This is a genomic window from Algoriphagus marinus, from assembly GCF_001936475.1.
Taxonomy (GTDB): Bacteria; Bacteroidota; Bacteroidia; order Cytophagales; family Cyclobacteriaceae; genus Algoriphagus; species Algoriphagus marinus.
The window spans coordinates 176,010-202,512 of the sequence record NZ_MSPQ01000009.1 but is presented as its reverse complement, the minus strand read 5'-3'; the positions used below and the strand labels follow the sequence as shown (position 1 = coordinate 202,512).

Here is a 26,503-nt window from a genome sequence, read left to right as displayed (position 1 = left end):
AGCAGATTTTAAAATAGAACTTAAGGAATTTGATAGCTAAATCCCAATCTGTCCAAGCCTTCTTTCACCTCTGGGGCACTCATAAAGAGTTTCCAGCCCAAGCCACTTCTGTGATTTTCTATCATTGTTACCATTGGTCCCTGGTCAATAGCAAGGTATCGCTGCGGGAAGAAATCATGATGTGGACTCATGGCATCATAGAATCCAAACTTTCCAAAAACTTTATCCCCATAGTTTTCATAGAGATTTCGAATCACTTTCATGCTTTCGGCTGGGGTATAGACTATTGATGAGACGGCGGCTGTAGGAGAAATCACACCAGTGTCATTGCCGGGACGATGCGCATCGTAGAAATTGATCGAATATGAGGCTGTCAATCCCCAAAGATCTTCTCCATAGCCTTTGAAATTGCCGGAATTGTTTATGCACCAGGCTCTGTTTATTAGCGTTTGATTTCTGTTTTCCTCCCAATAGTCGGCATAGTCATCTTTTAGACCTTTTGGGTTTAGGCTTAGATAGGAATAATGTGCCCAAAAAAGTGGCCCTCCATATTCTTCGGCTCCGTTATGTTTGAGCTGGAGAGGAAAGCCGAAAGGAGCAATTCCGTTGGCTTTTATGTCCCCATTTCTTGCCCAGCCCTGATGGTAAACTTCAGGTGCAATTGGGTGAGTGGGTGAAGAAGCTGCCAAAATGTAGGTGATTAAGGCTTCATTATAGCCTTCGAGGGCAAAATTCATGTCCCAAGCAAAATTTGGTGACCAATGCCAATACAATACATTTTGACCGTCTCGGGTATGGTAATCCCAATCCATTTCACGCCAAAGCAAATCGATCCTATTTGCGAGGGATTTTTCTGCTTCCGATCCATCCTTGAAATATTCCCGCACAGCAAGTAGGCCCTGAATCAAAAATGCAGATTCTACCAAATCAGCACCATTGTCTTTCGGAGAAAAAGGTTTGACTCTTCCGGTTTTACCATCCAGCCAGTGAGGCCAGATTCCATGCCATCGGTCTGCTTTTTCTAAAAACCCAACCATCTTTTCGAATCTGATTCTGGCTTGATCCCTTGTGATCCAATTTCGATCGATCGCTCCCAAGATCCCGATTAAACCCATTCCTGTTCCTCCAGTTGTCACAATGAATTGGTCATTGTCTGGATAATTACCGTCCAAATGAATGCGCTCAGGCGCCATGCCTGAATTGGATTCTGCCCCATCCCAAAAATATTGGAAAGTGTAATACTGAACAGAATCCAGGAGCTGTTCATCAGAAAGTTTGACTTCTATTGAATCTTTAGGGATTGGATTTTCAGTACATCCTGTGCACGAAATGCAAAAGCTGATCAGCGCAATGTAGCTGAACGAACTAAAAATCTTAAAAGGCTTAATCATGCCTTGAATTTAGAGATATTTCTCTGCCTATTAAAAAAAAGAAGACGCCATATTTGGCGTCTTCAGTATCACTAATTTGTAATGAATTAAACCTTAATTTTTATCCAATTCGCCATTTTTTGCATCATTTTGCATTTTCTCATTAGCGGAAATAGCTACTTCAACTCTTCTGTTTTTTTGTCTTCCTTCCTCAGTTTCATTTGAAGCTATTGGCATTTCTTCTCCAAAAGCTACTATTTCTAATCTACCATTTTCTACTCCTAGAGAGGTCAAGAAGTTTTTGACAGATCCAGCTCTTTTCTTTGATAAATTCATGTTGTAAGCTTCTTTTCCCGTGTTGTCGGTATGTCCATTAATCAAGATATCCGTATCTGGGTATTCTTTAAGAGATTCTGCAAGTTCGCGCAAGTTTGTTTTAGACTGCTCAGTAAGTGCAAATTGATTTGTTGGAAACATCAATCCAGAATCGAAAGTGATTTTGATTCCTTCAGCTACGCGTTCGATTTCCGCATTTTCCAATTTCTCCAATTCTTTTGCCTGTCTATCCATTTGCTTTCCAATGATAGCTCCGGCAGATCCGCCGATTGCTGATCCTAAAATCACACCTAATGCAGTATTTTCTCCGCCTGCCATGACTCCACCTAAAGCACCTCCAGCTGCACCACCTATGGCCCCGCCTTTTACAGCGTTGCTTGTGCCGCAACTAAAGGTCCCAAATGATAGGCCTATTAACATTGAACCAATTACTAATTTGTTGATAGTTTTCATTTTTATTGATATTTGATTTACCTACACCCAAATCTTATACCGTGTCAAAATTGGCTTGTCCGGGGACTATTTTGATTTTATCTCAGTAAGGATTTGCCGATTTTGGGGAAAAGTGAGTAAAAAGAAACTGACCGATTCGCAATTGTCTTAAAAGTTTTATTTCAAGTTTGTCTATTCATTTGTGTTTTGTCGAGAAAGGAAGAACTTTGACGCATCCTAAAGGAAAGTACCATGAAAAAATTCTTGAGCATTTTTAGCATTTGTTTGCTCTTTATTTTGAATCCTTCAATGAGTCAGGAGAAATCAGATCCTCATGTGATCTTAATATCGCTGGATGGATTTCGATATGATTATGTGGAGCGATTTCAACCTGAGAATCTTCGGAAATTCATTGCCAGTGGCGTTGCAGCAAATTCCTTGATTCCATCTTTTCCAACAAAGACATTTCCAAATCACTATACAATTGCTACCGGATTAAGACCTGAGCATCATGGCATCGTTGATAATTCATTTTATAATCCTGATAAAAATGATACCTACAAAATCAATAATAGAGAATTGGTAATTGACGGGAGTTGGTATGGTGGGACTCCACTTTGGGTACTTGCCGAGCAGAATGGGATGAAGGCAGCGAGTTACTTTTTCGTGGGCTCTGAAGCAGATGTGCAGGGTGTTCGGCCTAGTTATTACTATGATTATGATGGGCGTGTAAATAATCTAACCAGAGTTTCTAAGGTTTTTGAATGGCTGCAAATGCCAGATTCAATCAGACCCAGGATGATCACGATGTATTTTTCTGATATGGATGATGTCGGACATGGTTACGGAGCAACTAATGATGCTAAGCTTTCCCAGCGATTAGAACAATTGGATAGGGAGTTGGGTGCATTATTTGAGGGAGTCAAAAGCCTAGACCGAGATGTGAATATTATCATCGTTTCCGATCATGGGATGGCTGATGTGTCTTTGGAAAACTATATTTCGCTTGATGGAATTACACAAGATGTTTCCGGTAAAGTAGTCAATAGTGGAGCTTTAGCCCATATCTATCTCGATGATCCAAAGGACAAAGCAAAAGTTATAGAAGAGATAAGAAAGGAAGCAGTTGGCTTTAAAGTTTTTGATCCGGCAGATGGAGAATATTATCATGATGTTAGTCTTCACGGAGATCGAATTGGCGATGTGATTGTCTTGGCTGATTTGGGGCATTACTTTATTGATAATGAAGAATACAGGGAAGTCGTGAGCCGTAGAATGCGAATTGATGGAACGAGTGTAAGAGGTACCCACGGTTATAGCCAAGAATACCCTGAGATGCATGGAATTTTCTATGCTCAGGGGCCTCAAATTAAATCAGGAATGGGAATCGAATCCTTTGATAATATCCACATTTATCCACTCATTTGTAAGATTTTAGGTCTACCCATTTCAGAAGAAATTGATGGGAAACTGGAAGTTTTGGAGAAGATTCTGAAAGATTGATCATGGACAGAATTGACATCAAAAGCCGAAAAGAAGTAGATTTTTTAGTTCGAAGATTTTATAAAGAAATTCGGGTTCATGAGACCTTAGGACCAATCTTTAATTCGGTTGTCCAAGATTGGGATCATCATTTAGTACATCTTTCTGATTTTTGGGAAATGATTTTACTTCAAACTGGACCGGGAAAAGGTCAATTTAACCCCACTAAAGTCCATCAGCAGGTGGATCAGAAAGTAGATCATTCCATAGAGCAAGCACATTTTGGAAATTGGCTGGAGCTTTGGTTTATGACAATTGATCGGTATTTTGAAGGAGAAATAGCTGACTTTGCCAAAGAGCATGCGCGAAGAATGGCTCACATGCTGTTCATGAGGATTTGGGAGGCAAGGCCTCGATAAGGTAAATTCTAATCCAATCTGAATCTATGAAACCGAGCATGACTGAGGCAGACAGGCATGACCAAAAAGTGACAAACTGGAATGATTGTAACCCAGTGAGATTCTCCCAATCCCGAAACATATCGGAACGGGACAGGCTACCTAGCCAATAAAAACCAAATTATAAACACATGAAACTGACCATCACTTTTCTTATTATTCTTATCTCTTTTCAGATTGTCTTTGCTCAAGGAAAAGAGATTTCACTTTTTAATGGAAAAGATCTTAAAGGATGGCATATCGATGTTCCTGATTTACAGAATGACAGTTCCCTTCGAGTTCCATTTATAGTTAGAAATGGACTTTTGGTGAGTTTAGGGACTCCTCAAGGTCATTTGATTACGGATGCGATTTATGAAAATTACACCTTAGAGCTTGACTATCGCTTCGCTGGAGAACCGGGGAATTGTGGGGTTTTAGTTCATGCCTCAACTCCCCGTGCATTATATGGGATGTTTCCCAAGTCCATTGAGGTTCAGCTGATGTATCAGAATGCCGGAGATTTCTGGTGTATTCAAGAGAATATACAAGTGGAAAATATGGAAGCTAGGCGGGGGTCAAAGGAAAATTGGGGAGTGACGGAAGGGAAGGAGCGACGAATAATCAATTTGACAGATGATACTGAGAAAGCACTAGGGGAATGGAATCACTTAAAAGTCGAATGTAGCCAAGATCGGGTGACCGTTTGGGTGAATGGAGTCTTAGTAAATGAAGGCTTCGGTGCAACTGCAACCAAGGGTCAGATTGCTCTTCAGGCAGAAGGCGCTGAGGTGGAATTTAGATCTATTGCTTTAAAAATGAGATGAGACTGATCTGTTTCTTTGGTCTGGATTTTTGATTTCATCCTAAGATTTTTAGTATATTTCCATTGAGCTGTTGAAATATTTTGAGTTTAGAATCTTTTCATCAGGGTTGAATTAAACTTCTTTAACTGATTTTCTCTCGGAGCCTTTTTTAAATGGAAAAATACCTGTCTATTATCAATTCCCGAACTTTGATTGCATTGGGCATCACTTGGTTTGCCACTTTTCTGACCATAAGATTCAACTTTCAATACAATTTTGATTTGACGATGATCAGTATTGCTATTATTTTCCCATTGGTTTTTACGATCAGAAGTGCATTCAAGCGCAGGGAAAAAGCATTAGAGTTTTTGTCCAGATTTAAGGCGGGAATAATTACAGTTAAGTCCAGCATCGAAAGCAATACAAAAATCTCATCTAAGGAGAAAGATGATGTTTTGGAAATACTTCTTCGAATTCCAAAGTCACTGATTTCCTATTTGGGGCCAGAGCCACTTCCTATTGAAAGTTTAAGGGCTGATGTAAGCAAGGTGAATGATATGTTAATCCATATGAACAGTAAAGTAAAAATCAATGGGTTACTCAAAGTCCTCGGTTTCATGCGTGATGTGCATATTGGAATTGAAAATACTGCGGCGATCAAGCTTCATCGAACTCCTACTTCGATCAGGGCTTACTGCCTTTTATTTATCTACCTCTATCCGATTATTTACGTTCCTTCCATCCTTTATAGATTGAATGAATCTTCATCGATGAATGATTCGTGGATTCTTTATTCCCTTTCGATCGTATCTTCATTTATTCTCATCTCTCTTTTCAATGTGCAGGAGCAGTTGGAAAATCCTTTTGACCAAGATGGTATAGATGATATTAAACTCGAAACGTTTGATTTGGATTCGCTCGAATTGGAGAGAATTAAAAAAGAAGCCAATCCGATTTTTGAATAATTATAAACTTTAACCGAATTAAAATGAATGTACTAAATCGATTTTTCGCACTCTTCCTAATCGGATTCTTTCTTTCGTTAAATTCTTTTTCTCAGACTTATCCGGAGCTTTTTTCTACCGAAGAACCTCTGGAAATTCAGATGAAATTTTCTTCTAAACAAGTGAAGGCCGAAACGAATGACTCAACCTTCATTGATACATTTTTAATGTATAAAAACACCGAAGGTGGTTGGGATAGTCTGGATATTGACTTGAGAGCCCGAGGTAATTTCCGTAGGGATAATTGCTCCTATCCTCCGATTCGGATAAAAATCAAAAAGAAAAAATCAAAAGAAACCCCGTTTGAAGGTCATAAAAGCTTAAAGCTAGTCATGCCTTGTAATGACTCAAAAAATGCTCCGAGCTATATCGCAAAGGAATACCTTGCCTACAAGATGTATGAGAAAGTCACTCCCTACTTTTTTCCAACTCGTTTGGTGAAAATTTCCTTTGTCGATGAGGATGATAAAAAAGGGGAAGTAAGTGAGTTGATAGGGTTTTTGATCGAGGATGATGACCTGGTGGCGGAGAAATTCGGCGGGGAGATTTTTGATGAAAAAAAACTGGGGCCTACTTTCCTGATGGACTCTGCAACTGTCCGTCATGACCTCTTTCAATACATGATCGGCAATACGGATTGGTCAAGTATGTTCTATCACAATCAGAAGATCATGAAACTTTCCGATACCGAATTCATTCCATTGGCGTATGATTTTGATATGACTGGCTTGGTTAGCCCTCCTTATGCGCAAGTCAGTAATCTGGTAGATATCGAAAAAATAACCGATCGGCTTTATCGAGGGTTTTGTAGAGACGAAGGAATTATGCAGGCTGTTCGGCAAGAGTTTTTGGCTAAAGAGCCTGAGCTGATGGCACTGGTAGACAATCAACTTTTCATGGAAGAACGTGATGTCAAGCTCGCCAAATCCTATCTAAAAGAATTCTTTTCAACCATGTCAAATGATAAGCAGTTTGAATCCCAGATAATAATGAAATGTAGAAGATAGTATGCTTTTTGAAAGATAAAATAAGTCCGTCGTAGTCAGATGGAAAATGAACTTTTAGGATGATGTGGAATAAAGAAAAAACAAAAGAGCAACTCGAAGAGGAGCAGCAAAGGCGAATAGATCGAGAGATTGAGAAATCAGAGTCTCAAAAGAAGGATACTGCCAAATCTCATGGAGAAATCCTTCGTGAACAGCTGAGCGATGCTCAAGAGACTTACGAAAAGAGCCCTCAAAGCATTTTATTAAGTTCACTGACCGCAGGTCTAGAGATAGGGTTCAGTTACCTGATGATTTGTTCTTTATTCTATTTTCTGGACGGAAAACTAGGTGAAGACACCATGTTCAAAATGATTGCTTTTGTCTATCCTTTGGGGTTTATCTTGGTCGTTTTGGGGCAAAGTATACTTTTTACCGAGCAGACAGCCTTATTGACTCTTCCTGTTTTAAATAAAAAACGAGATGTGTTAAGTCTTTTGAAAATCTGGGCTTTGGTAATATGTGGCAACTTAATCGGTGGATATTTTATAGCATTAATATTACTGTGGCTAGGCCCAAGTCTTCATTTATTTGATCAAGAAACGGTGGTCAAGATCGCTACTCATGTTTTAGATTTCAGTTTAGGGGTGATCTTTGTAAGTGCGATTTTGGCAGGCTGGTTGATGGGACTTTTGTCTTGGTTACTTGCTTCAGCTCGGGATACTATCAGCAGAATAGTGATGATATTTTTGATTACCGCGGTGATGGCTTTTACCGGATTACACCATAGTATTATTGGAAGTGTGGAGATTTTTTCGGGAATGATGAGCTCACCTGAGATATCATTCTGGGATTACATTTCTTTTCAGAGTACAGCTTTGTTAGGGAATGCTTTTGGTGGTGCGACTTTCGTGGCTTTGCTGAAATATCGGGCATTTGTCTTTAATGTTGGCGGAAAGAGCTGAGTTTGCTTTTTTTAACTAAAATCACAGAAGCGTTTTTTCTATTTTTCAGGATGAGAAAATTGATGACTTTTTTTGGGTTATTAGTTCTATTTGCATGTAATTCTTCCGACCAAGCAAATCAGGATACTGCTGCTACCTATTCAATTGAAATTGTAGACTCACTTCAGATTGATTATTTGGGGGACTTGTGGATCATTGATTATGATTCTTCCAGTCAGCAGTACTTGGCTTGGGGGAATGGGGATAGAGAGGTGTTGGTTTTGGATAAATTCGGAAGTATTTCTTCCACTTTTAATTTCCCGACTGATGGACCGGACGCGGTGCCGGGATGGATAAACCCCATAGGGTTGTCTAATGGGGGGATTGAATTTATGGCTGCTCCGGAGGGATTTTATCGATATGATTTTCAAGGGAATAGGGTTTGGAGTTATAAAATGCCTTCAGAATATTTCTATTTAAATGGACTTAAAGGTGATCCTTATTATTCCTTGGGAGAAGATATCGCATTTATTAGGCCAGAGAAAGGGGAATTGGATTGGGATAATCTGGCTGATTTAATCAAGAATTTATATAAATCTCCTATTCTAGAAGTAATTGATACTGCTTCCCATACTTCCCGTTTTACTATGCCATTTCCTCCCAACTCTATTTTTAACGATGGAAATTTTCATTTTTGGACATTTCCCACTGTCCATAAATTTGGAAACGAATGGATTCTTTATTTTAGAAATGAATTGAAATTTTGGGTTTATCAGGAGAAAGAGGGAGAAGTACTATTTCAAAAAGAAGTGAGTTTGGGTGTAACTGACGCAGTAATGGAAAAGGGTGTTCCATTTGAAAATGCTGAGGATTATAATGAACTGTCTGCCTATGATTTCCCCGGTTCTATCCAAGAAATCTATCAAGCTAAGGATAAAATAGTGGTGACCTATCACAAAGGAGTCTCTGAAGACCTAGCTAGGCAATTTGATAGGGATAGTCCTGAAGGTAGGAGAGAAATAGAAAAGCTTAAGAAGAAATATTTGACTGTTTTTGATTTTGATTTTAATCAATTGCAAACAGATAATCCTGTTCCACCAGGTTTGATTTTTACTACAATCTCTTTAGAGAATGGTGATATTTTGGCTCTGAAGCATCAGGATTTTTTCGAAACCGAAGAAGATCAAGTGATTTATTATAAGCTGAAATTGAAGGAGGTAACTAAAAATTGATTTTAATTTACGTATAAAATATTTATTTTTGTCGTATAACAATTCAACTATGGATACTAAAATTACGCTTGCTTTTGATTCCAAAGTGATAGCAAAAGCTAAGGCCTTTGCAAAGCAGAATCAAATCAGTCTTTCAAGACTGACTGAATATATTTATTCTCAGTTGACTTCAGAAGATTTTAAAACTTTGGAAGATCTTCCGATTGCGGATTGGATTGATCAGGTGGAGGAAGGAGAGGCGGAGTATATCCGTACCACCGATAAGAGTTCTTCTAAAAAAAAGGAGTTCTTTGAGTCTCGGAGATGAAGGTTTTTTTAGACGCAAATGTTCTTATCTCTGTTTTGAATAAGGAATTTCCTGTTTTCCCCTATTCTTCTAGGGTTCTAAGTTTGGGACAAATCAATGGATATGAGCTCTACACTTCTCCAATCTGTCTTGCAATCGCTTTTTATTTTTCTGAGAAAAAGAGTGGATCCGCACTCGCAAAAAAGAAAATCGGAATTTTAACTTCAAAACTTTTGATTACCACGGTGGGTACAAATGAAGTCCTCCAGGCGGTTTTAAATCCTAGTGTCCTGGATTTAGAAGATGGTTTGGAATATTTCGCTGCTCTAGGGTCTTCTTGTGATGTGATAGTAACAGAAGATTTAAGTGACTTTCACTTTTCAGATATTCCTGTGTTTGATTGTCAGGGATTTGTGAGAAAGTATTTTGGGTAATTTTTGGTTGGAAAAAACTTCTCAATTAATCACTTGACAATCCGCTGATCCAACTCCAGCGGATAGGTTTTGAATTCCAACAAATGGAATTTCTCATACAACGGATTGATTACATAATTCAAAGAACTGGAATCCACTACCGAAGGCACAGCAAAACAGGCTATCCCGGATTTTAAAAGGTCAGTGCCATATGCTTGTGATGCTTTTACTGGTGGAATATGATTCCAGCCTATCGGCAAATCCTGTAGTTCCGGTGTGAATACCAGTTCATTGGGAATATTGATTTCCATTACGGCATATCTAATATACCGCTCCGACGACAGCAATTCGGGATCAATCGTCAACCTTTCTAGCAGGGAAGCAGAGATACTCGATCCTGCATAGATAGCAGGAGATCCGGGGAGATTCCACCTGCCTCCATAGATTTTAGCTCCTTCGCCACTGGTATCACAGTATTGGGATAAGGCGATTCGATAGACTTTCATATCGATCAAACAGCAATACCATGCTGCAGTCGCATGATTTCTGTTTTGAGAAGGTCCAAGCCTTCTGATACATCTATCAGGCCCAGAGGCGCTCGATTGCCAAGGGTGAAAAGTGGTCGCTCCATCCATCTTCTGAATCCTTCCCGACCAAAATAATTGATGCCCAGCGTATATAATTCGGCCAACTCATAGATCTTTTCGGACTGAGCAGTATCGAATACTTCTTTTCGCTGGAGGGTTTTGGAGGAGACACCCAAAGCAGTCGCTAAAGTATTGTAATCAAGCCCTGATAATTCTTTGAGGCTTTCAAAAGATTTTTTCTCTAGACCATTTCTAAAAGTCTCAACCCGACTCAGTGGCTCGTCCAACCCGCTAGAATCGATATCGAGTACATCCCCAACGGATAGATTGGTATTTCGGAGATAAGCAACTGCTGGCTCATTGACTTTCTGATTTTTCTTTGCCATCACTCAATTAGGTAAATTGTCCTTTAAGATAACGTAATTTGTCCAATTTAGATCTTTTTCTCAAAAGTTTTTTACTACAAATCATACAATGACCTATGAAGAAGCACATATGGAATCCATCCTAACATGTAATTGGCTGGAGGCTTCAGATAATTCTCCGGCTTTTACCTTTCATTTCCAATTCTCTCATTCTTCATTTTAAATTCTACTCTCCTCCATTCCAATATTCCAGCCGCTCACACTTCGTGACTTCGATGCTGTAGAAGTCAAAATCCGGAAAGACGTTACCTTTGATTGGATAGTTTAAATCAATTAGCAAGGCGGAAAGGTTAATTTTATTTATCAAACAGGAGAAGAGTTTAATTTTTTTTAATTTGACCCAAATTGAAATCGGGTATAAAGTATTCTTATGAAATCGAGCATGACTAAAAAGTCACACACTGGGATGATTATAATCTGCGAGATTCCATGTGACCAAATAGAAAAATTATAAACACATGAAAAAGAGCGTTTTAATCTTATGGTCGTTATTTTTTTTGATCCAAGGCATATCAAAAAGTCAGGATTTGAGTGTGGTTGTTTTTGAAAATGTGAGGGTGTTTGATGGAAAGTCCGAAGAGCTAACTCCTGTAGTCAATGTTTTGGTAGAGGGAAACAAAATTAAATCAATTAGTCCAACGAATATTGAAATAATGCCCGGTGCAAAAAGGATCCAAGGTAATGGAAAAACCTTAATGCCCGGCTTAATTGACGTACATGTGCATATGGCTTTTGGCGCACTCACGATGAAGGAAATGATGTCGCCGATGTTGTCGGAGGGAGTTATTGTAGAGAAAACCTCCAAAGGTGCGGAGGAGATGTTGCTAAGGGGGTTTACTTCTGTCAGAGATGCGGGAGGGCCGATTTTTCCATTGAAAATGGCGATAGACGCTGGGAAGTTTAAAGGTCCGAGGATTTGGCCATCCGGAGCGACTATCAGTCAGACAGCAGGACACGGGGATTTTAGGACACCGGAAGAAAAGTCCAGGAGATTCTTTGGAGAACCTTCTCGGGCGGAAAGATACAATGCAACTTTTATTGCAGATGGGAGGGATGAGGTATTGACAGCTACTCGTGAGAACCTCCGTTTTGGAGCGAGTCAGATAAAATTGATGGCAGGAGGAGGAACTTCCTCAGCATATGATCCGGTGGATGTAACCCAATATACTTTTGATGAAATGAGAGCTGCTGTGGAGGCTGCGGAAGACTGGGGTACTTATGTAATGGTACATGCCTATACACCAAGGGCGATCCAAAGGGCCATTGAGGCAGGAGTGAAATGTGTGGAACATGGACAGATGCTGGATGAAAAAACGCTTCGGTTGATGGCAAGGAAAAAGATATGGCTTAGTACCCAGAATCTGGTAGAAGATACTCCAGATATGGATCCTCTGCGTCGGGAAAAGAGAAAACCGGTCATCGAAGGACAATCTAAAGTATGGCCTTTGGCTAAAAAGCTCAAAGTGAAATTGGCTTGGGGTACGGATTTTCTTTTTGAACCTGAACTTAATGCCTTGCAGAATGAATATATTCTCCGACTTCAAAAGTGGTTTTCCAATGCCGAAATCCTCAAGATCGTAACTCATGACAATGCGGAATTGCTCCAGCTTTCAGGTTTAAGAAGCCCTTATCCTGGAAAATTGGGTGTTGTGGAAGAAGGGGCATTTGCAGATTTGATTTTGGTGGACGGTAATCCGTTAGATGACCTTAGCCTGATTGCACAACCAAAAGAGAAATTTTTGATCATCATGAAGGATGGTGAGATTCATAAGAATCTTATAAATCTTACAGATCCAAGTCTTTAGACTTGGGCCATCTCTTTGAGGTCTTAAGACTGCTTCTTCACTCTGAAAACTAGGACTATTTTGGTCCAAAACTAAGTATTGAACCAGTCTAATTCTTGAACTACTCCCCTCCATTCCAATACTCCAGTCGCTCACACTTTGTGACCTCAATAGAATAGAAGTCAAACTCTGCGGTGACTTTGCCTTCGATCAAGTAGATTGCTCGACCTTTGAAGGGATATTTTTTTACGACAGGAGGAAAATGCACCGTATCGATCCAGTGCCCTTCCCGGTCTACAAAAGTCCCGAAGTTCATCACATCGCCTTTGATAGTGCGCGTGTATTTCACCGTCACTAGATAGCCCACGATTTGCACGGTTTTGCCGAGATAGCTTTTCATATCCTGAGCTCGGATACCTTGGATGCTTTGGTCTTTGACTAGGTGAAAAGGGGAGTCCAGCGGGAACTCCAGAATATCGATTTGATCGACGATTTCTTGGCGGATGTCGATTTCTTCCAGTTTCGGAACAGTTGGCTGACGAAAATTGAATCCGCTATCGCCTTTGAAAAGATCAGTTGGACCGGGAATGACTTTGCGCTTGTTTAGAATAAAATGTGCCTCCCAGAGCAATTCCTGCTTAGTCTTTCCCGTATAGCGAAAGCATCCAATTCGGATCAGAATCAGTAATTGCTCCAGACTGATACCTACCCGTGCGGTGAAGTCTACCAATCCTACAAAGGGTCCATTTTCGAGGCGATCACTCAGGATTTTTTCTACACTGGATTTCTCCAAATACTTCAGATGGATAAAACCCAAATAGACGGTCTTGCTCGTGATCCGGGTCAAGTAGTCGCTTTCATTGATATGCGGAGCTTGGATATCAGCCCCATTCATTCGGAGTTCGTGGATGTAAAACTCGGTATGATAAAAGCCCCCAAAATTATTCACCACACCAACCATAAACTCCAGCGGGAAATAGGCTTTGAGGTATAAGCTCTGATAGCTTTCCACTGCAAAGGAAGCTGAGTGGCCTTTGGCAAAGGAATAACCCGCAAAGCTTTCGATCTGATACCAGACTTCAGCAGCCAGCTTATCCGGATGTCCCTTTTCTTTACAGTTGCTAAAAAACCGATCTTTCACCCGCTCAAATTCATCCTTGGATCGGGATTTTCCGCTCATGCCTCTGCGTAGCACATCGGCCTCACCCAGACTTAGCCCTGCAAAGTAATGCGCCACTTTGATCACATCCTCCTGATAAACCATGATTCCATAGGTTTCGGGCATGATCTCAGCCATGACAGGATGGGCTAGTTTACGACGCTCAGGATCGATATGGCGCAGGATGTATTCCCTCATCATGCCTGAGCGAGCCACTCCAGGACGGATGATCGAACTGGCAGCGACGAGCTCAAGGTATTCATCTGCTTTCAGCTTGGCCAGGAGCATACGCATGGCGGGTGACTCCACATAGAATGCCCCGATTGTATGCCCATCCCGTAGATGCGCTTTGATTTTCGGGTCTTTTTTGAACTGTTCGACTTGGCGGATATCGACTTTGATCCCTTGATTTTCATAGATGATCTGGATGGCGGACTTGATATGTCCAAGTCCACGCTGGCTCAGGATGTCAAACTTGTGCAATCCAATATCCTCAGCCACATGCATATCAATATGCGCTAGGGGAAAGCCTTTGGGGGGCATTTCTGTGGCTGTGTAATAATGAATCGGTTTATGCGAAATCAGAATTCCACAGGCATGAATAGTCAGATGCGAGGGCATATCGTGGAGGACTTGGCTGTACTTCAGAATGAGTTTACCATATTGATCAGCGACATAGTCCGGTTTTCCTGCATAGTGAATCAGCGACTCGATCTCACTTTTTGGTAGCCCAAAGACCTTCCCGAGTTCCCGGATCATAGAGTTGGCTTGGAAGGTGCTGTAGGAGCCGAGCAGTGCGACATGCTCCTGACCGGACTGATTGTATTTTTGGAAAATATACTCTGTCACCGCATCCCGATCCGTCCAGCTGAAGTCAATATCGAAATCGGGGGGATTTTCCCGATAGAGATTGATAAAACGCTCAAAATACAAGTCCAGCTCAATCGGGTCCACATCGGTAATTCCGAGACAATAGGCTACAATGCTATTGGCACCGGAGCCCCGGCCGACATGGTAGAAATTGCGCTCTTGTGCAAAAGTCACGATGTCGTAATTGATCAGAAAGTAGGAGGTAAAGGACTTTTGCTGGATGAGTTCGAGTTCCTTTTCGATTCGCTGACTGATCGTGGGACTGAGATTCGGATAGCGATTGATGGCTCCCTTGAAGGTTTCTTGGCGCAGGTAGTCAAAATCTTCCCAATCCGAACCTAGAATATCCCGACGGTTTTTGACCGCTTGGAAGTAAAAGGAAAACTGACATTGCTCGAGAATTTTTTGTGCATTAGCGATGAGGTAGCTGTGATTCTCACAGCGTGAAACCATATCGGCGTAGCTGTAAAACTGATCGCTAGGATCTGCCTGCTCCTCGATGGGTAGTTTGCTGAGTAGGGTATTCAGATCGATGCTGCGCAAAAGTCGATGCGCATTGAATTCGATTTTGGAAGAGAAATTTACCGCTTGGAGTAAGACGAGTTTGTCTTTGAAGCGATACCAAGGGGAGGAAATCAGTCGGTTGAGTTGGTGTGGATGTACGCCGACAAATTCATTTTCCCGCAGATCAAAGTACTTCTCCGGAAGTGGGTAGATAATGAAACTATGAGCAAAAGCCGGTGCACGCTTTGCAAAAGGCTTCTTGTAAACCAAGTGATCAGAGAGGTGGGTATTGAGTTCGTAGAAGCCTTCCTGATTTTGCGCCAGTCCCACATAGGCTTGACTGCTACCATTTCGAAAATCGATGCCGACCACCGGATGAATGCCTGCCTTTTGCGCAACCCGGATAAAAGGAAAAATACCAGCGGTGCAGTTGATGTCCGTGAGCGCAAACGCATCGATGCGTTTGGCTTTTGCCTCCGCTACCAATGCCTCGATGGACATTGTGCCGTATTTGAAACTGAAGTGGGAGTGGCAGTTGGTGAACATGGTCATTTCGAACGAAGTGAGAAGTCTCCGCTGGTTTATTTTTGTAATTGACTTTTTGAAATAGGCCTTTGGCGAAATATCGCTTCGCTGAGATACGCTTCGCGAGATAAGGTCGCTTTGCTCCCGAGATACAGACTCCTTGCATCGTTTGAAATATGCTTTCGGTGAGATAGGTTTCTAGTATTTCACCGAGCAAAGCGAGGTGTATTTCTACCATATTTCAATTATATCCCTTCAATTTGTTAATTAAATCAACAAATTAATGTTTATAATGTAGTCAAAAAATCATCCCGAATGCAAGGGTAGAGAAGGAAATTGTCAGATGATTTTGTGGAAGAAATCTTTAAGAAAAATATCGAAGGCTGAATATCAAATAATGAATTCTGAAGTCACATCATACATCTCATATCATACATCCTATATTCTATCCCACCTTGATTCTATACTTCTCTAACAAACCCGGTAGTCCATCCAAGTCGAAAAAAGCCCCTTTGATTCGGTTGAGTTCGGGGTCTATGGAGAAGTTTTGGGCGTTTCGGAAGTCAGTTTTCTCCAGAATCGTCCGATCGAAAATCACTCCGCTTAGATCTGAATCCCGAAAACTTCCGCCGCTCACGTCCGCTTGCGTGAAACTGGCTTCGCGCATCCGACAGCTTTCCAGTTTGGTTTTTTTCATCGGAAGATTGAAAAAACTGCAGTAATCCAACTGACACTTATCAAAGCTGAATTCCAATAAAAAGGGATTGCAGGTATGAAAATGGACACCCAAAATCTTACAATCCTTGAAACTTACTTGTTGAAATCCAGCTTTGAACACCTTCACATTACTGAGATCACAGCTCATGAATGAACAATTCTCGAAGCTGAAGCCACTCAAGTCCAAGCCCGAAAAATTGCACTGAAGAAACTGGCAAGACTCATACTCGCCTTTTTCTAAAGGCTCCGCAGTAAAGTCTTTATTTTGAAGGCTTTGGTTGGAGAAGTAGGGCATTTTGAAGTGTAAAGTTTGAAGAAGGTTTCTTAGGGTAAAAAAACTTGGAGGTCAACTTCGAATATCGAATGATGAACAACGAATAGTGAAGTCACGTCAAATCATAGATCTGAAATCTAATATCCTAAATCTACAATCCTGCCAAATCCCACTTTCGAATCGTCTCTTTGATCAGCCCGGCTACTTTTGCATTGACTTTTTGGAAGTATTCCTTGGCTTGAGTTTCATTGAAATTTGGATAGCCCTGACCTTCTTGATAGAGTCCAATGCTGGAAGGAAAAGGGACCGCAGACCAAGTTCCGGTCTTCGGATAGGCAGTCGCCATATCGGCATTGTATTTTTCTTTATGTACCAAAGTCGGATCAATCGCCTGAATATAAGCCGTCTCATTAAGACCAGCATGTCCTCCATCTTCTTTGAATACTTCCAAAGTCACATCCGAAGCATAAGACCACCAGTTGATTACCAGCGTACGAATTCCCAATTCATTAGCAACTTCTCCTGCTATCCGTTGAAGTACAGCAGTTTGCCCGCCTCCGTGACCATTAAGGATGATGATGTTTTTGAAACCATTTTTGGCAAGGCCCTTCAAAATATCTCTGATAAATGGGGCGTATGCTTCCTCGGTTATCTGAAAAGCTCCTGGGAAAGCCGCCATACTTCCAGTGATTCCATAATTTAATGTTGGTGCTATTAAGGCATTGAGTTCAGAAGCAATAGCTTTTGCCATGGCGGTGGGAGCAGTGTTGTCCGCACCGTTATTTAGCACGCCATGTGGCTCGAGTGTTCCTGTTGGAAGCAAAACTGTATTGATTTTCTCAGGAACAAAATCTGCAAATTCCATCCAATTGATTCGATCCATCTCGCGGGTGGAAGGGTTTTGCTGGGCAAATCCTAAGGTATGAATCAGGATCAGCGAAAGGGTAAGGGCTAAATATCTCATGGCAAAAATTTGTTTTCGAAAAATAAGGCTTTTCTCAAACAATGGATGGCTAATCTTGGACAAGGTCCCGGTTTTTATTCTTCAATGGTTTACCGTGAGAGATTCAATTTTTTCGATTTGTAATTTTTTTTCAACCCCAGTCAATCCAATCACTTTACCCACTTCGTAAGTCAGTTCAAATCCACAAAAGCTGATTTTCAGAAATAGGTTTTGTGGCTTTGAGCTTTAACCGATGTATTATTTAAAAATCAATCAACATGAAAAATGAGCTAATCAAGCCTACTGCACTGGTCAAAAGTGCCAATCGTAGGGAGTTTTTGAAACGCGGAACATTGTCGGTCGCTACGGCAGGACTACTTCTGGTAGGATGTAACGAGGATGAGGATATGATGCCACCTATGATGGGCGGAGTAAGCCTCGGTTCGGGGGATATTGGGATTTTGAATTATGCCTATGCTTTGGAACAATTGGAAGCGGCATTTTATGCAGCGGTGCTAGGTGGGGGGTATTTTGCAAATGCAAATGCAGAAGAAAAGACTATCATGGGAGATCTCGAAAAGCATGAGCGAGCACACCGTGAGTTTTTTAAAGCGGCATTAGGGAATATGGCGATAGCTGATCTGGAAATTGACTTTTCATCGATTGATTTCAATAGCCGAACTTCTGTCTTGAACGCTGCCAAAACTTTTGAGGATCTAGGAGTTGCCGCATATAATGGAGCAGGGCAGTTTCTCGAAAGCTCTGATTTCTTATTGATCGCCGGAAAAATTGTTTCCGTGGAGGCGAGACATGCTGCCGCGATTCGTGATTTGATCAATCCAGGTTCAGCCGATTTCGCTGGAGATGATTTGATCGATGCCAATGGTCTGGAGCGTACCTTGAATTTCACTCAGGTATTGACTGCGGCAAGTACGTATGTAAAGACACCAATCGACTTTAGTCAGCTGCCTTCTTAATTCCACTTTAAAAAATCTAGAGATATGAACTTATTAAAATTATTAGATACAATGTGCCCGGACACCAAAACTCCGGAGGAAAAGGATACTTTTTTCTCGAGAAGAGATGCCTTTCGTCAGTTTGGAGACTTGAGCAAGAAAATGGCTATGGCTGCTATCCCGCTTGGTATACTATCCGCTTTGCCAAAGGTGGCTAAGGCTGATACTGCTAGCTTGATCGGCGTTTTGAACTATGCCTTGACTTTGGAGCATTTGGAATACCGCTATTATCAAACAGGGTTAGAGTCAAATGTTATTACGGCAGCAGATCGGGTGATTTTTCAGAAAATCAGAGATCATGAGTTGGCGCACGTCAAATTCCTTCAAGAGGTTATCGCAAATGTATTAGGCGGGACACCTGTAGTAGAGCCTGGTTTTGATTTCACAGCTGGGGGAAATTTTAATCCATTCACCGATTACCCTACTTTCTTGGCTTTATCTCAGGCTTTCGAAGACACGGGAGTTCGCGCTTACAAAGGTCAAGCGGCTAATGTCAAAGAGAGTGATGTGGTTTTGACAGCTGCATTGTCTATTCATTCGGTGGAGGCAAGGCATGCCTCTATGGTCCGAAGACTACGAACCATAAAAGGTCAGGATACCGTAAAGGGCTGGATCACGAATGGATCAATTGGTTCGCTACCTGCAGCAACTCAATCCATTTATGCGGGTGAAGAAAATGTGTCTCATGGCGGAGTAAATGTGGTGAGTTTGACTGGAATCGATGCTGGAGCAGTTTCTGAGGCTTGGGATGAGCCATTGACTGATCAGCAAGTACTTGGTATAGCTTCACTTTTCTTGGCTTAGAAAAAATAATAGTTGGGTGGTTAGATGTCGTCTCTGCAAAGGGGCGGCATTTTTTTTTGAAGAATGATATAGACTTTGTGAAATAGACTTTGTTAAATACGCTACGTAAATTAATTATTTCACCGACCGTAGGGAGGTTTATTTCTATTGTATTTCCATCGTATTTCAAAAAGTGATCTTATACAAACTACATGGATTTAGCCTTGGGGTATTTTTTAATTCCTCCAGATCAAAATCCTTGATGTAAGTCAGGCCCGCTTTTTCCATGACTTTGGTCGAGGCTTTATTGCTGTTCGAAGCATAGGAATAAACTTCCTTCAGCCCCATTTCTTTGGCATATTCCAAGACGCGTATGGCGCCCTCGCTGGCAAATCCCTGATTCCAAAATCGCTTATCCAACCGCCATCCGATATCTACACATGGCGTAAAGTCAGCCTCAAAGGTCTTCCATCCCATCCCTATCATACCGATGAATTCCCCCTTTTCCAATGATTCGATAGCGAAATAGCAATGGCCTCGGTCCTCGTATAGCTTGTTCATTCGCGCCATCATGGCTTTGGATTCTTCTTCAGAAAGTGGTTTTTCGAAATAGTACATTGTTTCCTGGTCTGCATTCATTGCTGAAAAGCTGGGAAGATCCGAATCCTGCCAAAGCCGGAAGCCAAGTCGGGGAGAGGTGAAGAGGTAGGTGGGATTCATGCCTAAATCTACTGATTTCTTAAAAAAAATTATGGAAGAATTTTGATTTTGAAAATAAGGTTTTAGATTAGTGGCATAATATACTATGACAGTAAAACAGCTATCATGATTTCCATTCAAAATTTAAGTTTTTCTTATCCCAAAAAGTCAGCTCTTTTTCAGGAGTTGGATTGGGAATGTCCGGCAGGATCTATCGTTGGACTACTTGGTAAAAATGGCGCTGGGAAATCTACTTTTCTCCGCTTGCTATCCGGTTTGATTTTTCCAAAAGAGGGAACTGTGCAAGTGAATGGTCGCTATTCAAAAGACCGTAGCCCTGATTTTCTTCAAGAGCTTTTTGTGGTTCCTGACGAACTGGCTTTGCCACTGCACTTGTCTGTGAGCGCTTATACCAAAATGACGTCCCCGTTTTATCCCGCTTTTGATCAGGCGAAGTTTCTATCCATCCTCGAGGATTTTGAGATTGAGCCTAATTTAAAGCTGGGGGACTTCTCATTTGGGCAGCAGAAAAAAGTGGTTTTAGCTTTTGCCCTGAGCACAAATTGTAAGCTGCTGTTATTTGATGAGCCTACGAATGGCTTGGATATTCCTTCCAAAACTTCTTTCAGAAAGGCTGTGGCGGCCAATCTTAGTGAAGAACAGACGCTGATCTTAGCGACTCACTTGGTCAAAGATGTAGAAAATCTGATCGATCGGGTGGTGATTTTGGCAGATGGGAAAGTGAAATTGGATCAGGATTTATTGGAACTAAGTGATCGCCTCAGTTTTGGAATGGCTACCTCTGCTCCAGAAAATACCATTTATACGGAGAAAAATAAGTTGGGAGTCCAATTTATCCAACCTCGAGTTTCTGGGGAAAATCAAACTCCGGTCAGTCTGGAACTCCTCTTCAATGCAGTGATGTCGGGAGCGGTTTCTAATTCTATTTTATCAGAAAAAAATCTAGCTAGCCATGAATAGTACTTCTAATTTTCAAATAAAGCGAATAGGGAACTTAATTCGATACGAATGGATGAGCCGAAAAAGGGTGTATCTACTTGCTGTCACTGGCTTGATCGCATTGCATATTTTCTTTTTTCAGGTGTTCTTCCTTTCCAACTTAGGTTCCATGCGTTGGGAAAGCGAATACTATCATGCAGTTTATATTCTTGGGTTTATCGTGTTGGCATGGGGTATCGTTGGACAAAGTTTTTTAGACTTAAGGGAAAATAAATCAGCAAGTCTTTATTTGAGACTACCAGCTTCTCATTTTGAGAAATTTTCAGTTCAATGCCTGTTACGAGTCGTCCTGCCTATAATTAGCTACCCATTAATTTTTTGGTTGGCTTCTGTCCTTTCTGTTTACCTGTTCGAACTAGCCGATTTGATTTTTGCCTTTTCAGGTGAAATAGGTTCCCCTGAGGTCTTTCGATTTAGCAGTTTTATAGTTTCTAATGCAGTGAACAATCCTGTTGTTTCACTCCTCATTCTAGGAATGGCCTGTTTAATTCCTTCGCTTATGTTTGTAGGAGGAATCATATTTGGTAAGCGCAATCTGGTGCTTATGCCTATATCCATCCTTACTTTTTATCTGCTAATCACTGCCAGCAGCCTATTACTTGCTTGGATCGTCTTTCCCGATTCGCTGGTTTGGAGTGAGCAGGTTGCCTTTAATTTCCCAAATATTGATCAGCCGGAAATTTCTCCTGATGTGCCAATCTTAATTTTCGCCTGCATGATTTTGATCTGGATGGGTGTATTTCTTTCCTATGTAGTCAGCTATTTCAAACTCACTGAAAGAGAAGTTTAAGATGGATTTCAACGAAAGCAAAAATATCTTTCTTCAGATTCGGGACTGGCTTGCGGATCAGATCATGCAGGACAAAATCCTGCCTGGAGATAAGGTGCCCTCCGTGCGAGAACTTGCTGTGGACTTGGAGGTGAATCGAAATACGGTGATGCGAAGTTACGGCCTGATGGAAGAGGAGGGAATCCTCGAAAACAAACGGGGGATAGGTTTTTTTGTGGCTTTGAATGCAAAAAGAAACCTCCTGAAAATTCAGAAGGAATCCTTTTTTGAGCAGGATCTACCCGGCCTATTACATAAAGTGAAGGTGTTGAAACTCAACTCCACCGATCTCCAATTGCTTATTCAATCCATTCAATCCAACGATCATGAAATCAAGCATGACTAAAAAGTCACAAACTGGGATGCCCCGATAGCTATCGGGGAAGCCATGCTAGATTCCAGATGACCTTTAAAAAAACAAATTATAAACAGATGAAAACTAGTACTAAGATTATTCTTTCCTTTTTGACTTTCTGCTGGATCACGCTGATGGCCACTCTCCTGATTTCATTTCGCTATTCGGATCAGCGTAGGTATGGGATATTAAAGAAAATTGAAAAGGAAGAAATTCTGCTTCAGGAGTTTAAACATGTAGTCATCAAGAATTCAGGATTGCTTACGATCACTAGCTCTGATTCCTTAAAACTGACGTATTTCAAGGTATTTACAGATACAGGTGAGAGTCCAGAAGAACCAGAACTGAGTTATCGAATGGTCAGTGATACGCTTTTTATTGATCGATTAATGCAAAAGAAATCGGGTTATTTCGAGCTAAAAGTAAGTGCGTTGAACAGTCTTGTGCTTGAAGATGTCTCGGAAGTGAGTTTTAAAAAATTCAGTCAGGATTCTTTGCGGGTTATTTCTAGTCAGGCTAGTTTAGTTTTTCAAGATTCTATGAGAGTTTCAAGAGAATCTTTTTCAGTTTCTCGAGACGTAAAGTTGGGATTTCTGGATTATACTGGAATATCTTCTGACTTGAAGGCAAATACGATCAGCAATTTGAATCTCCGATTGGAGGCTACTCAAGCTGAACTCGGAGGTGATATCCAATCGATCAGCGGCTGGGTAGGGGAAAGGTCAATTTTAATGCTTCCCAATAAGGTGGGTAAGGTGAACTTAGAAAGATCAAGTTCTGGAATCATTCAACTAAATTAGATTTTTGAAGGGTTTAAAGATTCTCAAATCGTTAACCAAAGGATGGTACGATTAAAGTCATTTTTTATAGAACGAACCAAATAAATTTTTGGGGTATAAACCTAATAACTTACAAGGATTCGAGTTTATAATTGTTTAGTTTTTCAAAACTTAAATTTTTATTGGTTTTTTCCAAAAAGTCCTAAAATTTCACATCAATTATTTGCATATATATATATATATATGTATACACTTGAGAATTAGTTTAACTCTAACTCAAAAAATTATGAAAAAAGTAAAATCGATTATTTTGTTAACATTGATGCTGGCTGGAACATTCCAGATTAATGTCTTCGCTTGTGGGTTACCACCTTGTAGTGGGGGAACATTAGTAGCTGGAGGAGGAGGGTGTTCTGGGAACCCTGAAGCTTCAGTATATGATTGCGGAGGCCATATTCAAGTTATAAGTACTCTGCTTCCTGGAGGAGGATGTGCTGGGGCACATCGAGATTGTTCTACTACTCCCCCACAATTTGGCTAGAAATTTAAATGATATTAGAAATGTGGCCAAAAAAGTCTTTTTTGTTAATCTTATTAGCAATTGTTTTTTCTTGCCAAACTAAAGAGGATAAATCAGCTGGGATCGGATCTGTAAACGATTTGGTCCTAGCTGATTCATTAATTTTGAGTTTGGATGAAAGATCAACACCTGAATTCAACTATCACCAAATTGGGGATTTTCTTGATCAAGAGTCTTTTATTAATCTTAATTTGGTGAACAACAGTTTGGATTTTTACAACTTATCAGAGGGTGAGATAATTCATAGAATTCAATTTGCTTCAGAGGGACCGGACAGGATAACCAATGTTGGTGGTTTTTATTATCATAATGAGGACAGTATATTTTTACTGCAAAAAATGACCATTTCCAATATCAAACTAATAGATATTAAAGGTAAAATCACTAATCAATTATCTCCAATTCTGCCATTAGATTTGGAAATACCTGGTTTAATTAACCATTTTTCAACCTCGCTAAGTCCGAGTTATTTTTTCCAAAATGCCATTTACTTTGATCAAGGAATTCTAAAAAACACTTCAGCTCCCGGAGTTTTGGGAGGTGATTTTAGGTCTTCAGGAAGGTTTGATTTAAATAGTGACTCAGTTTTTTTATTTCCAAAATCCGGGTTTCCACATTTTTACAAAGACAAAGCCTTACCAATATACCTTTCCATTTCTTCAAGGGTTTTAGGTAAGAATAATGAGTGGATATATTCTTGGAATGCTTTAGACAGTATCCTTGTATATGATTTAAATATGAATGATCGAAAAGCGATTTATTCAAAAAGCAAATTTAAAGAAAAGGATATTCCCAATACTCCGAATGCTAGCTTGGAAGTTGAATTAGAAGTAGTAATCTCAAATACCCACTATTGTAAAGTTCTTTATGACCCTTACCGAAAAAATTATCTCAGATTTGTGCAAATTGGGCGATTTTTTAATCCTGATCAAGACAATACGATTATGTCAATTTTTAAGAATGATTTCAGTATTATGCTTTATGATGAAAATTGGGACTTCATTTCTGAATCCTTTTTCGAAGGTTCCAAGCATAATTTTTACCATGCATTTATAGGGCAAAAGGGACTTTACATCCCAAGAACAAACCCCAACTTTGAAGGTTTAGATGAGGATAAAGTAGTGTTTGATATCTACGATTTGCTATGAAGTATCTTTATCTTTTATTTTTATTGGCAGTCTATAGCTGTAGTCAGGCTTTATCTGAAAAGGAGAAATTAGAGCAGTATTTTGGAATTATTGGAGTAGAAAATCCCAAAAAAGTATTGATTATTCACTTGGACGGTTGTTCAGGTTGTTTTTCTTATCATCAAATCTTAATGAAAAAGGTAAATGAGGTTGGGAATTATGATGTTGTCTTAGTGACGAAAAGTAAAAAGAAAGCGAGACTACTTTTTGAAGAAGACTTCAATCAGAATACCTATTTTGATACCAACTTAGAAGCACTTGATTTTGGATTGATAACCGGATTTCCCACTATTTATATTTTTGATGAAAATGGTGATTTATCTGAAAAAAGTGAAATCGACTATGGAACAAGTAACCTGATATTACCGTGAATAAATCCTTTTTCAAATTGCTTTTAATTCTCTTTTTGGGGTGTAATACGAAGCAAAAAGTTGATTTTCCTTCAAATTGTTTGGAACCTGATTTCAAACCTGTTCTCATAACTGATATCGTTCATGAGATTAGACCTGCATTCAAGGACTTTGGATTCAAATTGAAGGAAACATCTGATAATGGTTTTGTGCTTTTTATCCCATTTTGGGGAGATGCCTATAAATTTTCAAATGGAGGGAAATTAGAATGGAAGGCTTCATTTAACTCTAAATCTCTTTCGGAAAATAAGGAAAGAATAAATAATATAATGGGTACAACACCAGATTTTGATGTCTTTGATAATAGAATATACTTTCTTCAAAGCAACGAATCTATTTTTGTTTATGATTTGAAAGGAAATGAAATTCGAAATTTCCCAATAGATATTCCTGGCTTAACTACGGAGAATATTGAAGTTTTAAATGAAGTTGAATTGATTGTAGGCGGAATTATGGTTGATCAGGGACTAGCAAGTCTCAATTTCTTTAAGATAGATGTACCTAGTAATACAAAAGTTTTGATCAAAAAAATAGACTTCGATGCTGAAAGCACTCCCATTCTCGTAAACTTAAATTCGGAAAAAGCACACATTTTAGGAGATAGAGATTCTTATATAAACGAATTAGATCTTGTTGATAAAAGTATTGAAAAAATTGATTTTACACCCTCGCGAACCAGGGATTACAATAAATATTCAATTCCAAATAACGTTGATTACTTCTCCCTGACTGAGGAAGAAAAACGTCAATACAGAAATGATAAAACTAAAAGGTTTGTTATCAATGGAAGTGACATTTTGATATTTCATGAAATAGTAAACAGGGGAAATGATATTGATCAATCCTATAATTTTTTATTAACAAAACACGGTTTTTCAAAAGGTGGGGTAAATGAAAAATTTGATGTTGATTGGGGGATAGATTTTGATGAATGCGGGAATATCTTTCACATTGAAAATATGGATGGGGACTATTTCATTGTTCGGAAAACATGGGAGGAAATTGATTAACCTATTACAAGTTCAATTCTGAATGACGACGGAAAATCGTCTCGATTGAGTGCAATTGAAATAAGCAATTCGAATCTCCAATTGGAGGCTACTCAAGCCGAACTCGGAGGTGATATCGAATCGATTAGCGGCTGGGTAGGGGATAAGTCAATTTTAATGCTTCCCAATAAGGTGGGTAAAGTGAACTTGGACAAATCAAGTTCTGGTCAGATTCAGCTGAAGTAGAGGTTCAAGGGTTGTAAATTTTTAATTCCTTCATTTTAAATTCTTTCACACCGCCATCCCATTAAAAGGATTAAACCGTCGTCTGCCGACACTTATT

The 26,503-nt window shown here is 40.0% G+C and carries 30 protein-coding genes; 21 read left to right on the top strand and 9 right to left on the bottom strand.

Features of this window, described 5'->3' with window-relative positions; translation table 11 throughout:
- Positions 1-20 precede the first annotated feature (20 nt).
- A complete protein-coding gene (locus tag BVC88_RS15525) occupies positions 21-1,391 on the bottom strand; it encodes a glucoamylase family protein (protein ID WP_083639124.1) in 1,371 nt (456 codons plus the stop codon).
- Positions 1,392-1,484: 93 nt separating this feature from the next.
- Positions 1,485-2,159 (bottom strand): OmpA family protein, encoded by a 675-nt coding sequence (locus BVC88_RS15520; protein ID WP_075351625.1) that lies wholly within the window; start codon positions 2,157-2,159, stop codon positions 1,485-1,487.
- Between the two features lie 231 nt (positions 2,160-2,390).
- Here BVC88_RS15520 and BVC88_RS15515 point away from each other — a divergent pair, with 231 nt between their 5' ends.
- The 9 genes from BVC88_RS15515 to BVC88_RS15475 all read left to right on the top strand — a co-directional run bounded on the left by BVC88_RS15515 (position 2,391) and on the right by BVC88_RS15475 (position 9,746).
- Complete coding sequence (locus BVC88_RS15515) at positions 2,391-3,641, top strand: alkaline phosphatase family protein (protein WP_075351624.1); 1,251 nt, start codon at positions 2,391-2,393, stop codon at positions 3,639-3,641.
- A gap of 2 nt (positions 3,642-3,643) precedes the next feature.
- On the top strand, positions 3,644-4,039 hold the full coding sequence (locus BVC88_RS15510; protein ID WP_075351623.1) for a group III truncated hemoglobin: 396 nt from the start codon (positions 3,644-3,646) through the stop codon (positions 4,037-4,039).
- A 170-nt stretch (positions 4,040-4,209) separates the two neighbouring features.
- The gene (locus tag BVC88_RS15505) at positions 4,210-4,884 is read left to right on the top strand and encodes a 3-keto-disaccharide hydrolase (protein ID WP_075351622.1); all 675 of its coding nucleotides are present in this window, start codon (positions 4,210-4,212) and stop codon (positions 4,882-4,884) included.
- A 152-nt stretch (positions 4,885-5,036) separates the two neighbouring features.
- Positions 5,037-5,828, top strand: a complete 792-nt coding sequence (locus BVC88_RS15500; protein WP_083639123.1) for a hypothetical protein — start codon at positions 5,037-5,039, stop codon at positions 5,826-5,828.
- 23 nt (positions 5,829-5,851) lie between these two features.
- Entirely contained in the window at positions 5,852-6,874 is a 1,023-nt protein-coding gene (locus BVC88_RS15495) for a hypothetical protein (protein ID WP_075351621.1), read from the top strand.
- Between the two features lie 59 nt (positions 6,875-6,933).
- A complete protein-coding gene (locus BVC88_RS15490) occupies positions 6,934-7,815 on the top strand; it encodes a formate/nitrite transporter family protein (protein WP_245803657.1) in 882 nt (293 codons plus the stop codon).
- Between the two features lie 62 nt (positions 7,816-7,877).
- Positions 7,878-9,026 carry a hypothetical protein gene (locus tag BVC88_RS15485; RefSeq protein WP_139316584.1) on the top strand — a complete coding sequence of 383 codons (1,149 nt, stop codon included), beginning with the start codon at positions 7,878-7,880 and terminating at the stop codon, positions 9,024-9,026.
- Positions 9,027-9,075: 49 nt separating this feature from the next.
- Complete coding sequence (locus tag BVC88_RS15480; RefSeq protein ID WP_075351618.1) at positions 9,076-9,333, top strand: DUF6364 family protein; 258 nt, start codon at positions 9,076-9,078, stop codon at positions 9,331-9,333.
- Positions 9,330-9,746, top strand: coding sequence for a PIN domain-containing protein (locus BVC88_RS15475; RefSeq protein WP_075351617.1), 417 nt, complete (start codon positions 9,330-9,332; stop codon positions 9,744-9,746). The genes BVC88_RS15480 and BVC88_RS15475 overlap by 4 nt, the downstream gene beginning before the upstream one ends.
- Before the next feature lie 29 nt (positions 9,747-9,775).
- On the opposite strand, the gene BVC88_RS15470 is transcribed toward BVC88_RS15475, so the two are convergent.
- The 3 genes from BVC88_RS15470 to BVC88_RS21370 all read right to left on the bottom strand — a co-directional run bounded on the left by BVC88_RS15470 (position 9,776) and on the right by BVC88_RS21370 (position 11,044).
- Positions 9,776-10,231, bottom strand: a complete 456-nt coding sequence (locus tag BVC88_RS15470) for an RES family NAD+ phosphorylase (RefSeq protein WP_075351616.1) — start codon at positions 10,229-10,231, stop codon at positions 9,776-9,778.
- Between the two features lie 5 nt (positions 10,232-10,236).
- Entirely contained in the window at positions 10,237-10,698 is a 462-nt protein-coding gene (locus BVC88_RS15465) for an antitoxin Xre-like helix-turn-helix domain-containing protein (RefSeq protein ID WP_075351615.1), read from the bottom strand.
- Positions 10,699-10,903: 205 nt separating this feature from the next.
- Positions 10,904-11,044 carry a hypothetical protein gene (locus BVC88_RS21370; protein WP_175574430.1) on the bottom strand — a complete coding sequence of 47 codons (141 nt, stop codon included), beginning with the start codon at positions 11,042-11,044 and terminating at the stop codon, positions 10,904-10,906.
- A gap of 151 nt (positions 11,045-11,195) precedes the next feature.
- On the opposite strand from BVC88_RS21370, the gene BVC88_RS15460 reads away from it, so the two are divergent.
- Positions 11,196-12,542, top strand: a complete 1,347-nt coding sequence (locus tag BVC88_RS15460) for a metal-dependent hydrolase family protein (protein WP_075351614.1) — start codon at positions 11,196-11,198, stop codon at positions 12,540-12,542.
- Positions 12,543-12,642: 100 nt separating this feature from the next.
- Here the strand turns inward: BVC88_RS15460 and BVC88_RS15455 are convergent, their stop codons facing one another.
- The 3 genes from BVC88_RS15455 to BVC88_RS15445 all read right to left on the bottom strand — a co-directional run bounded on the left by BVC88_RS15455 (position 12,643) and on the right by BVC88_RS15445 (position 17,534).
- Entirely contained in the window at positions 12,643-15,600 is a 2,958-nt protein-coding gene (locus tag BVC88_RS15455) for a DNA polymerase III subunit alpha (RefSeq protein ID WP_075351613.1), read from the bottom strand.
- 424 nt (positions 15,601-16,024) lie between these two features.
- A complete protein-coding gene (locus BVC88_RS15450; RefSeq protein WP_075351612.1) occupies positions 16,025-16,591 on the bottom strand; it encodes a pentapeptide repeat-containing protein in 567 nt (188 codons plus the stop codon).
- Between the two features lie 130 nt (positions 16,592-16,721).
- The gene (locus BVC88_RS15445; protein WP_075351611.1) at positions 16,722-17,534 is read right to left on the bottom strand and encodes a creatininase family protein; all 813 of its coding nucleotides are present in this window, start codon (positions 17,532-17,534) and stop codon (positions 16,722-16,724) included.
- A 257-nt stretch (positions 17,535-17,791) separates the two neighbouring features.
- Here BVC88_RS15445 and BVC88_RS15440 point away from each other — a divergent pair, with 257 nt between their 5' ends.
- Together BVC88_RS15440 and BVC88_RS15435 are read left to right on the top strand one after the other, a co-directional pair.
- Complete coding sequence (locus BVC88_RS15440) at positions 17,792-18,490, top strand: ferritin-like domain-containing protein (protein WP_075351610.1); 699 nt, start codon at positions 17,792-17,794, stop codon at positions 18,488-18,490.
- 24 nt (positions 18,491-18,514) lie between these two features.
- Entirely contained in the window at positions 18,515-19,333 is an 819-nt protein-coding gene (locus tag BVC88_RS15435; protein WP_075351609.1) for a ferritin-like domain-containing protein, read from the top strand.
- A gap of 165 nt (positions 19,334-19,498) precedes the next feature.
- Here the strand turns inward: BVC88_RS15435 and BVC88_RS15430 are convergent, their stop codons facing one another.
- Positions 19,499-20,032 (bottom strand): GNAT family N-acetyltransferase, encoded by a 534-nt coding sequence (locus BVC88_RS15430; RefSeq protein WP_075351671.1) that lies wholly within the window; start codon positions 20,030-20,032, stop codon positions 19,499-19,501.
- A 105-nt stretch (positions 20,033-20,137) separates the two neighbouring features.
- On the opposite strand from BVC88_RS15430, the gene BVC88_RS15425 reads away from it, so the two are divergent.
- The 9 genes from BVC88_RS15425 (at position 20,138) to BVC88_RS15385 (ending at position 26,406) form a co-directional block, all read left to right on the top strand.
- On the top strand, positions 20,138-20,992 hold the full coding sequence (locus BVC88_RS15425) for an ABC transporter ATP-binding protein (protein WP_075351608.1): 855 nt from the start codon (positions 20,138-20,140) through the stop codon (positions 20,990-20,992).
- Positions 20,985-21,821 (top strand): hypothetical protein, encoded by an 837-nt coding sequence (locus BVC88_RS15420; RefSeq protein ID WP_075351607.1) that lies wholly within the window; start codon positions 20,985-20,987, stop codon positions 21,819-21,821. The genes BVC88_RS15425 and BVC88_RS15420 overlap by 8 nt, the downstream gene beginning before the upstream one ends.
- A gap of 1 nt (position 21,822) precedes the next feature.
- Positions 21,823-22,206 (top strand): GntR family transcriptional regulator, encoded by a 384-nt coding sequence (locus BVC88_RS15415; RefSeq protein ID WP_075351606.1) that lies wholly within the window; start codon positions 21,823-21,825, stop codon positions 22,204-22,206.
- 86 nt (positions 22,207-22,292) lie between these two features.
- The gene (locus BVC88_RS15410; RefSeq protein ID WP_075351605.1) at positions 22,293-23,015 is read left to right on the top strand and encodes a hypothetical protein; all 723 of its coding nucleotides are present in this window, start codon (positions 22,293-22,295) and stop codon (positions 23,013-23,015) included.
- A 265-nt stretch (positions 23,016-23,280) separates the two neighbouring features.
- Complete coding sequence (locus BVC88_RS15405; protein WP_075351604.1) at positions 23,281-23,535, top strand: hypothetical protein; 255 nt, start codon at positions 23,281-23,283, stop codon at positions 23,533-23,535.
- 41 nt (positions 23,536-23,576) lie between these two features.
- On the top strand, positions 23,577-24,722 hold the full coding sequence (locus tag BVC88_RS15400; protein WP_175574429.1) for a DUF4221 family protein: 1,146 nt from the start codon (positions 23,577-23,579) through the stop codon (positions 24,720-24,722).
- Positions 24,719-25,132 carry a thioredoxin domain-containing protein gene (locus BVC88_RS15395; RefSeq protein WP_075351602.1) on the top strand — a complete coding sequence of 138 codons (414 nt, stop codon included), beginning with the start codon at positions 24,719-24,721 and terminating at the stop codon, positions 25,130-25,132. Before BVC88_RS15400 ends, BVC88_RS15395 begins: the two co-directional genes overlap by 4 nt.
- 80 nt (positions 25,133-25,212) lie before the next feature.
- On the top strand, positions 25,213-26,181 hold the full coding sequence (locus BVC88_RS15390; RefSeq protein WP_139316583.1) for a hypothetical protein: 969 nt from the start codon (positions 25,213-25,215) through the stop codon (positions 26,179-26,181).
- 45 nt (positions 26,182-26,226) lie between these two features.
- Positions 26,227-26,406 (top strand): hypothetical protein, encoded by a 180-nt coding sequence (locus BVC88_RS15385; protein WP_075351600.1) that lies wholly within the window; start codon positions 26,227-26,229, stop codon positions 26,404-26,406.
- Positions 26,407-26,503 lie beyond the last annotated feature (97 nt).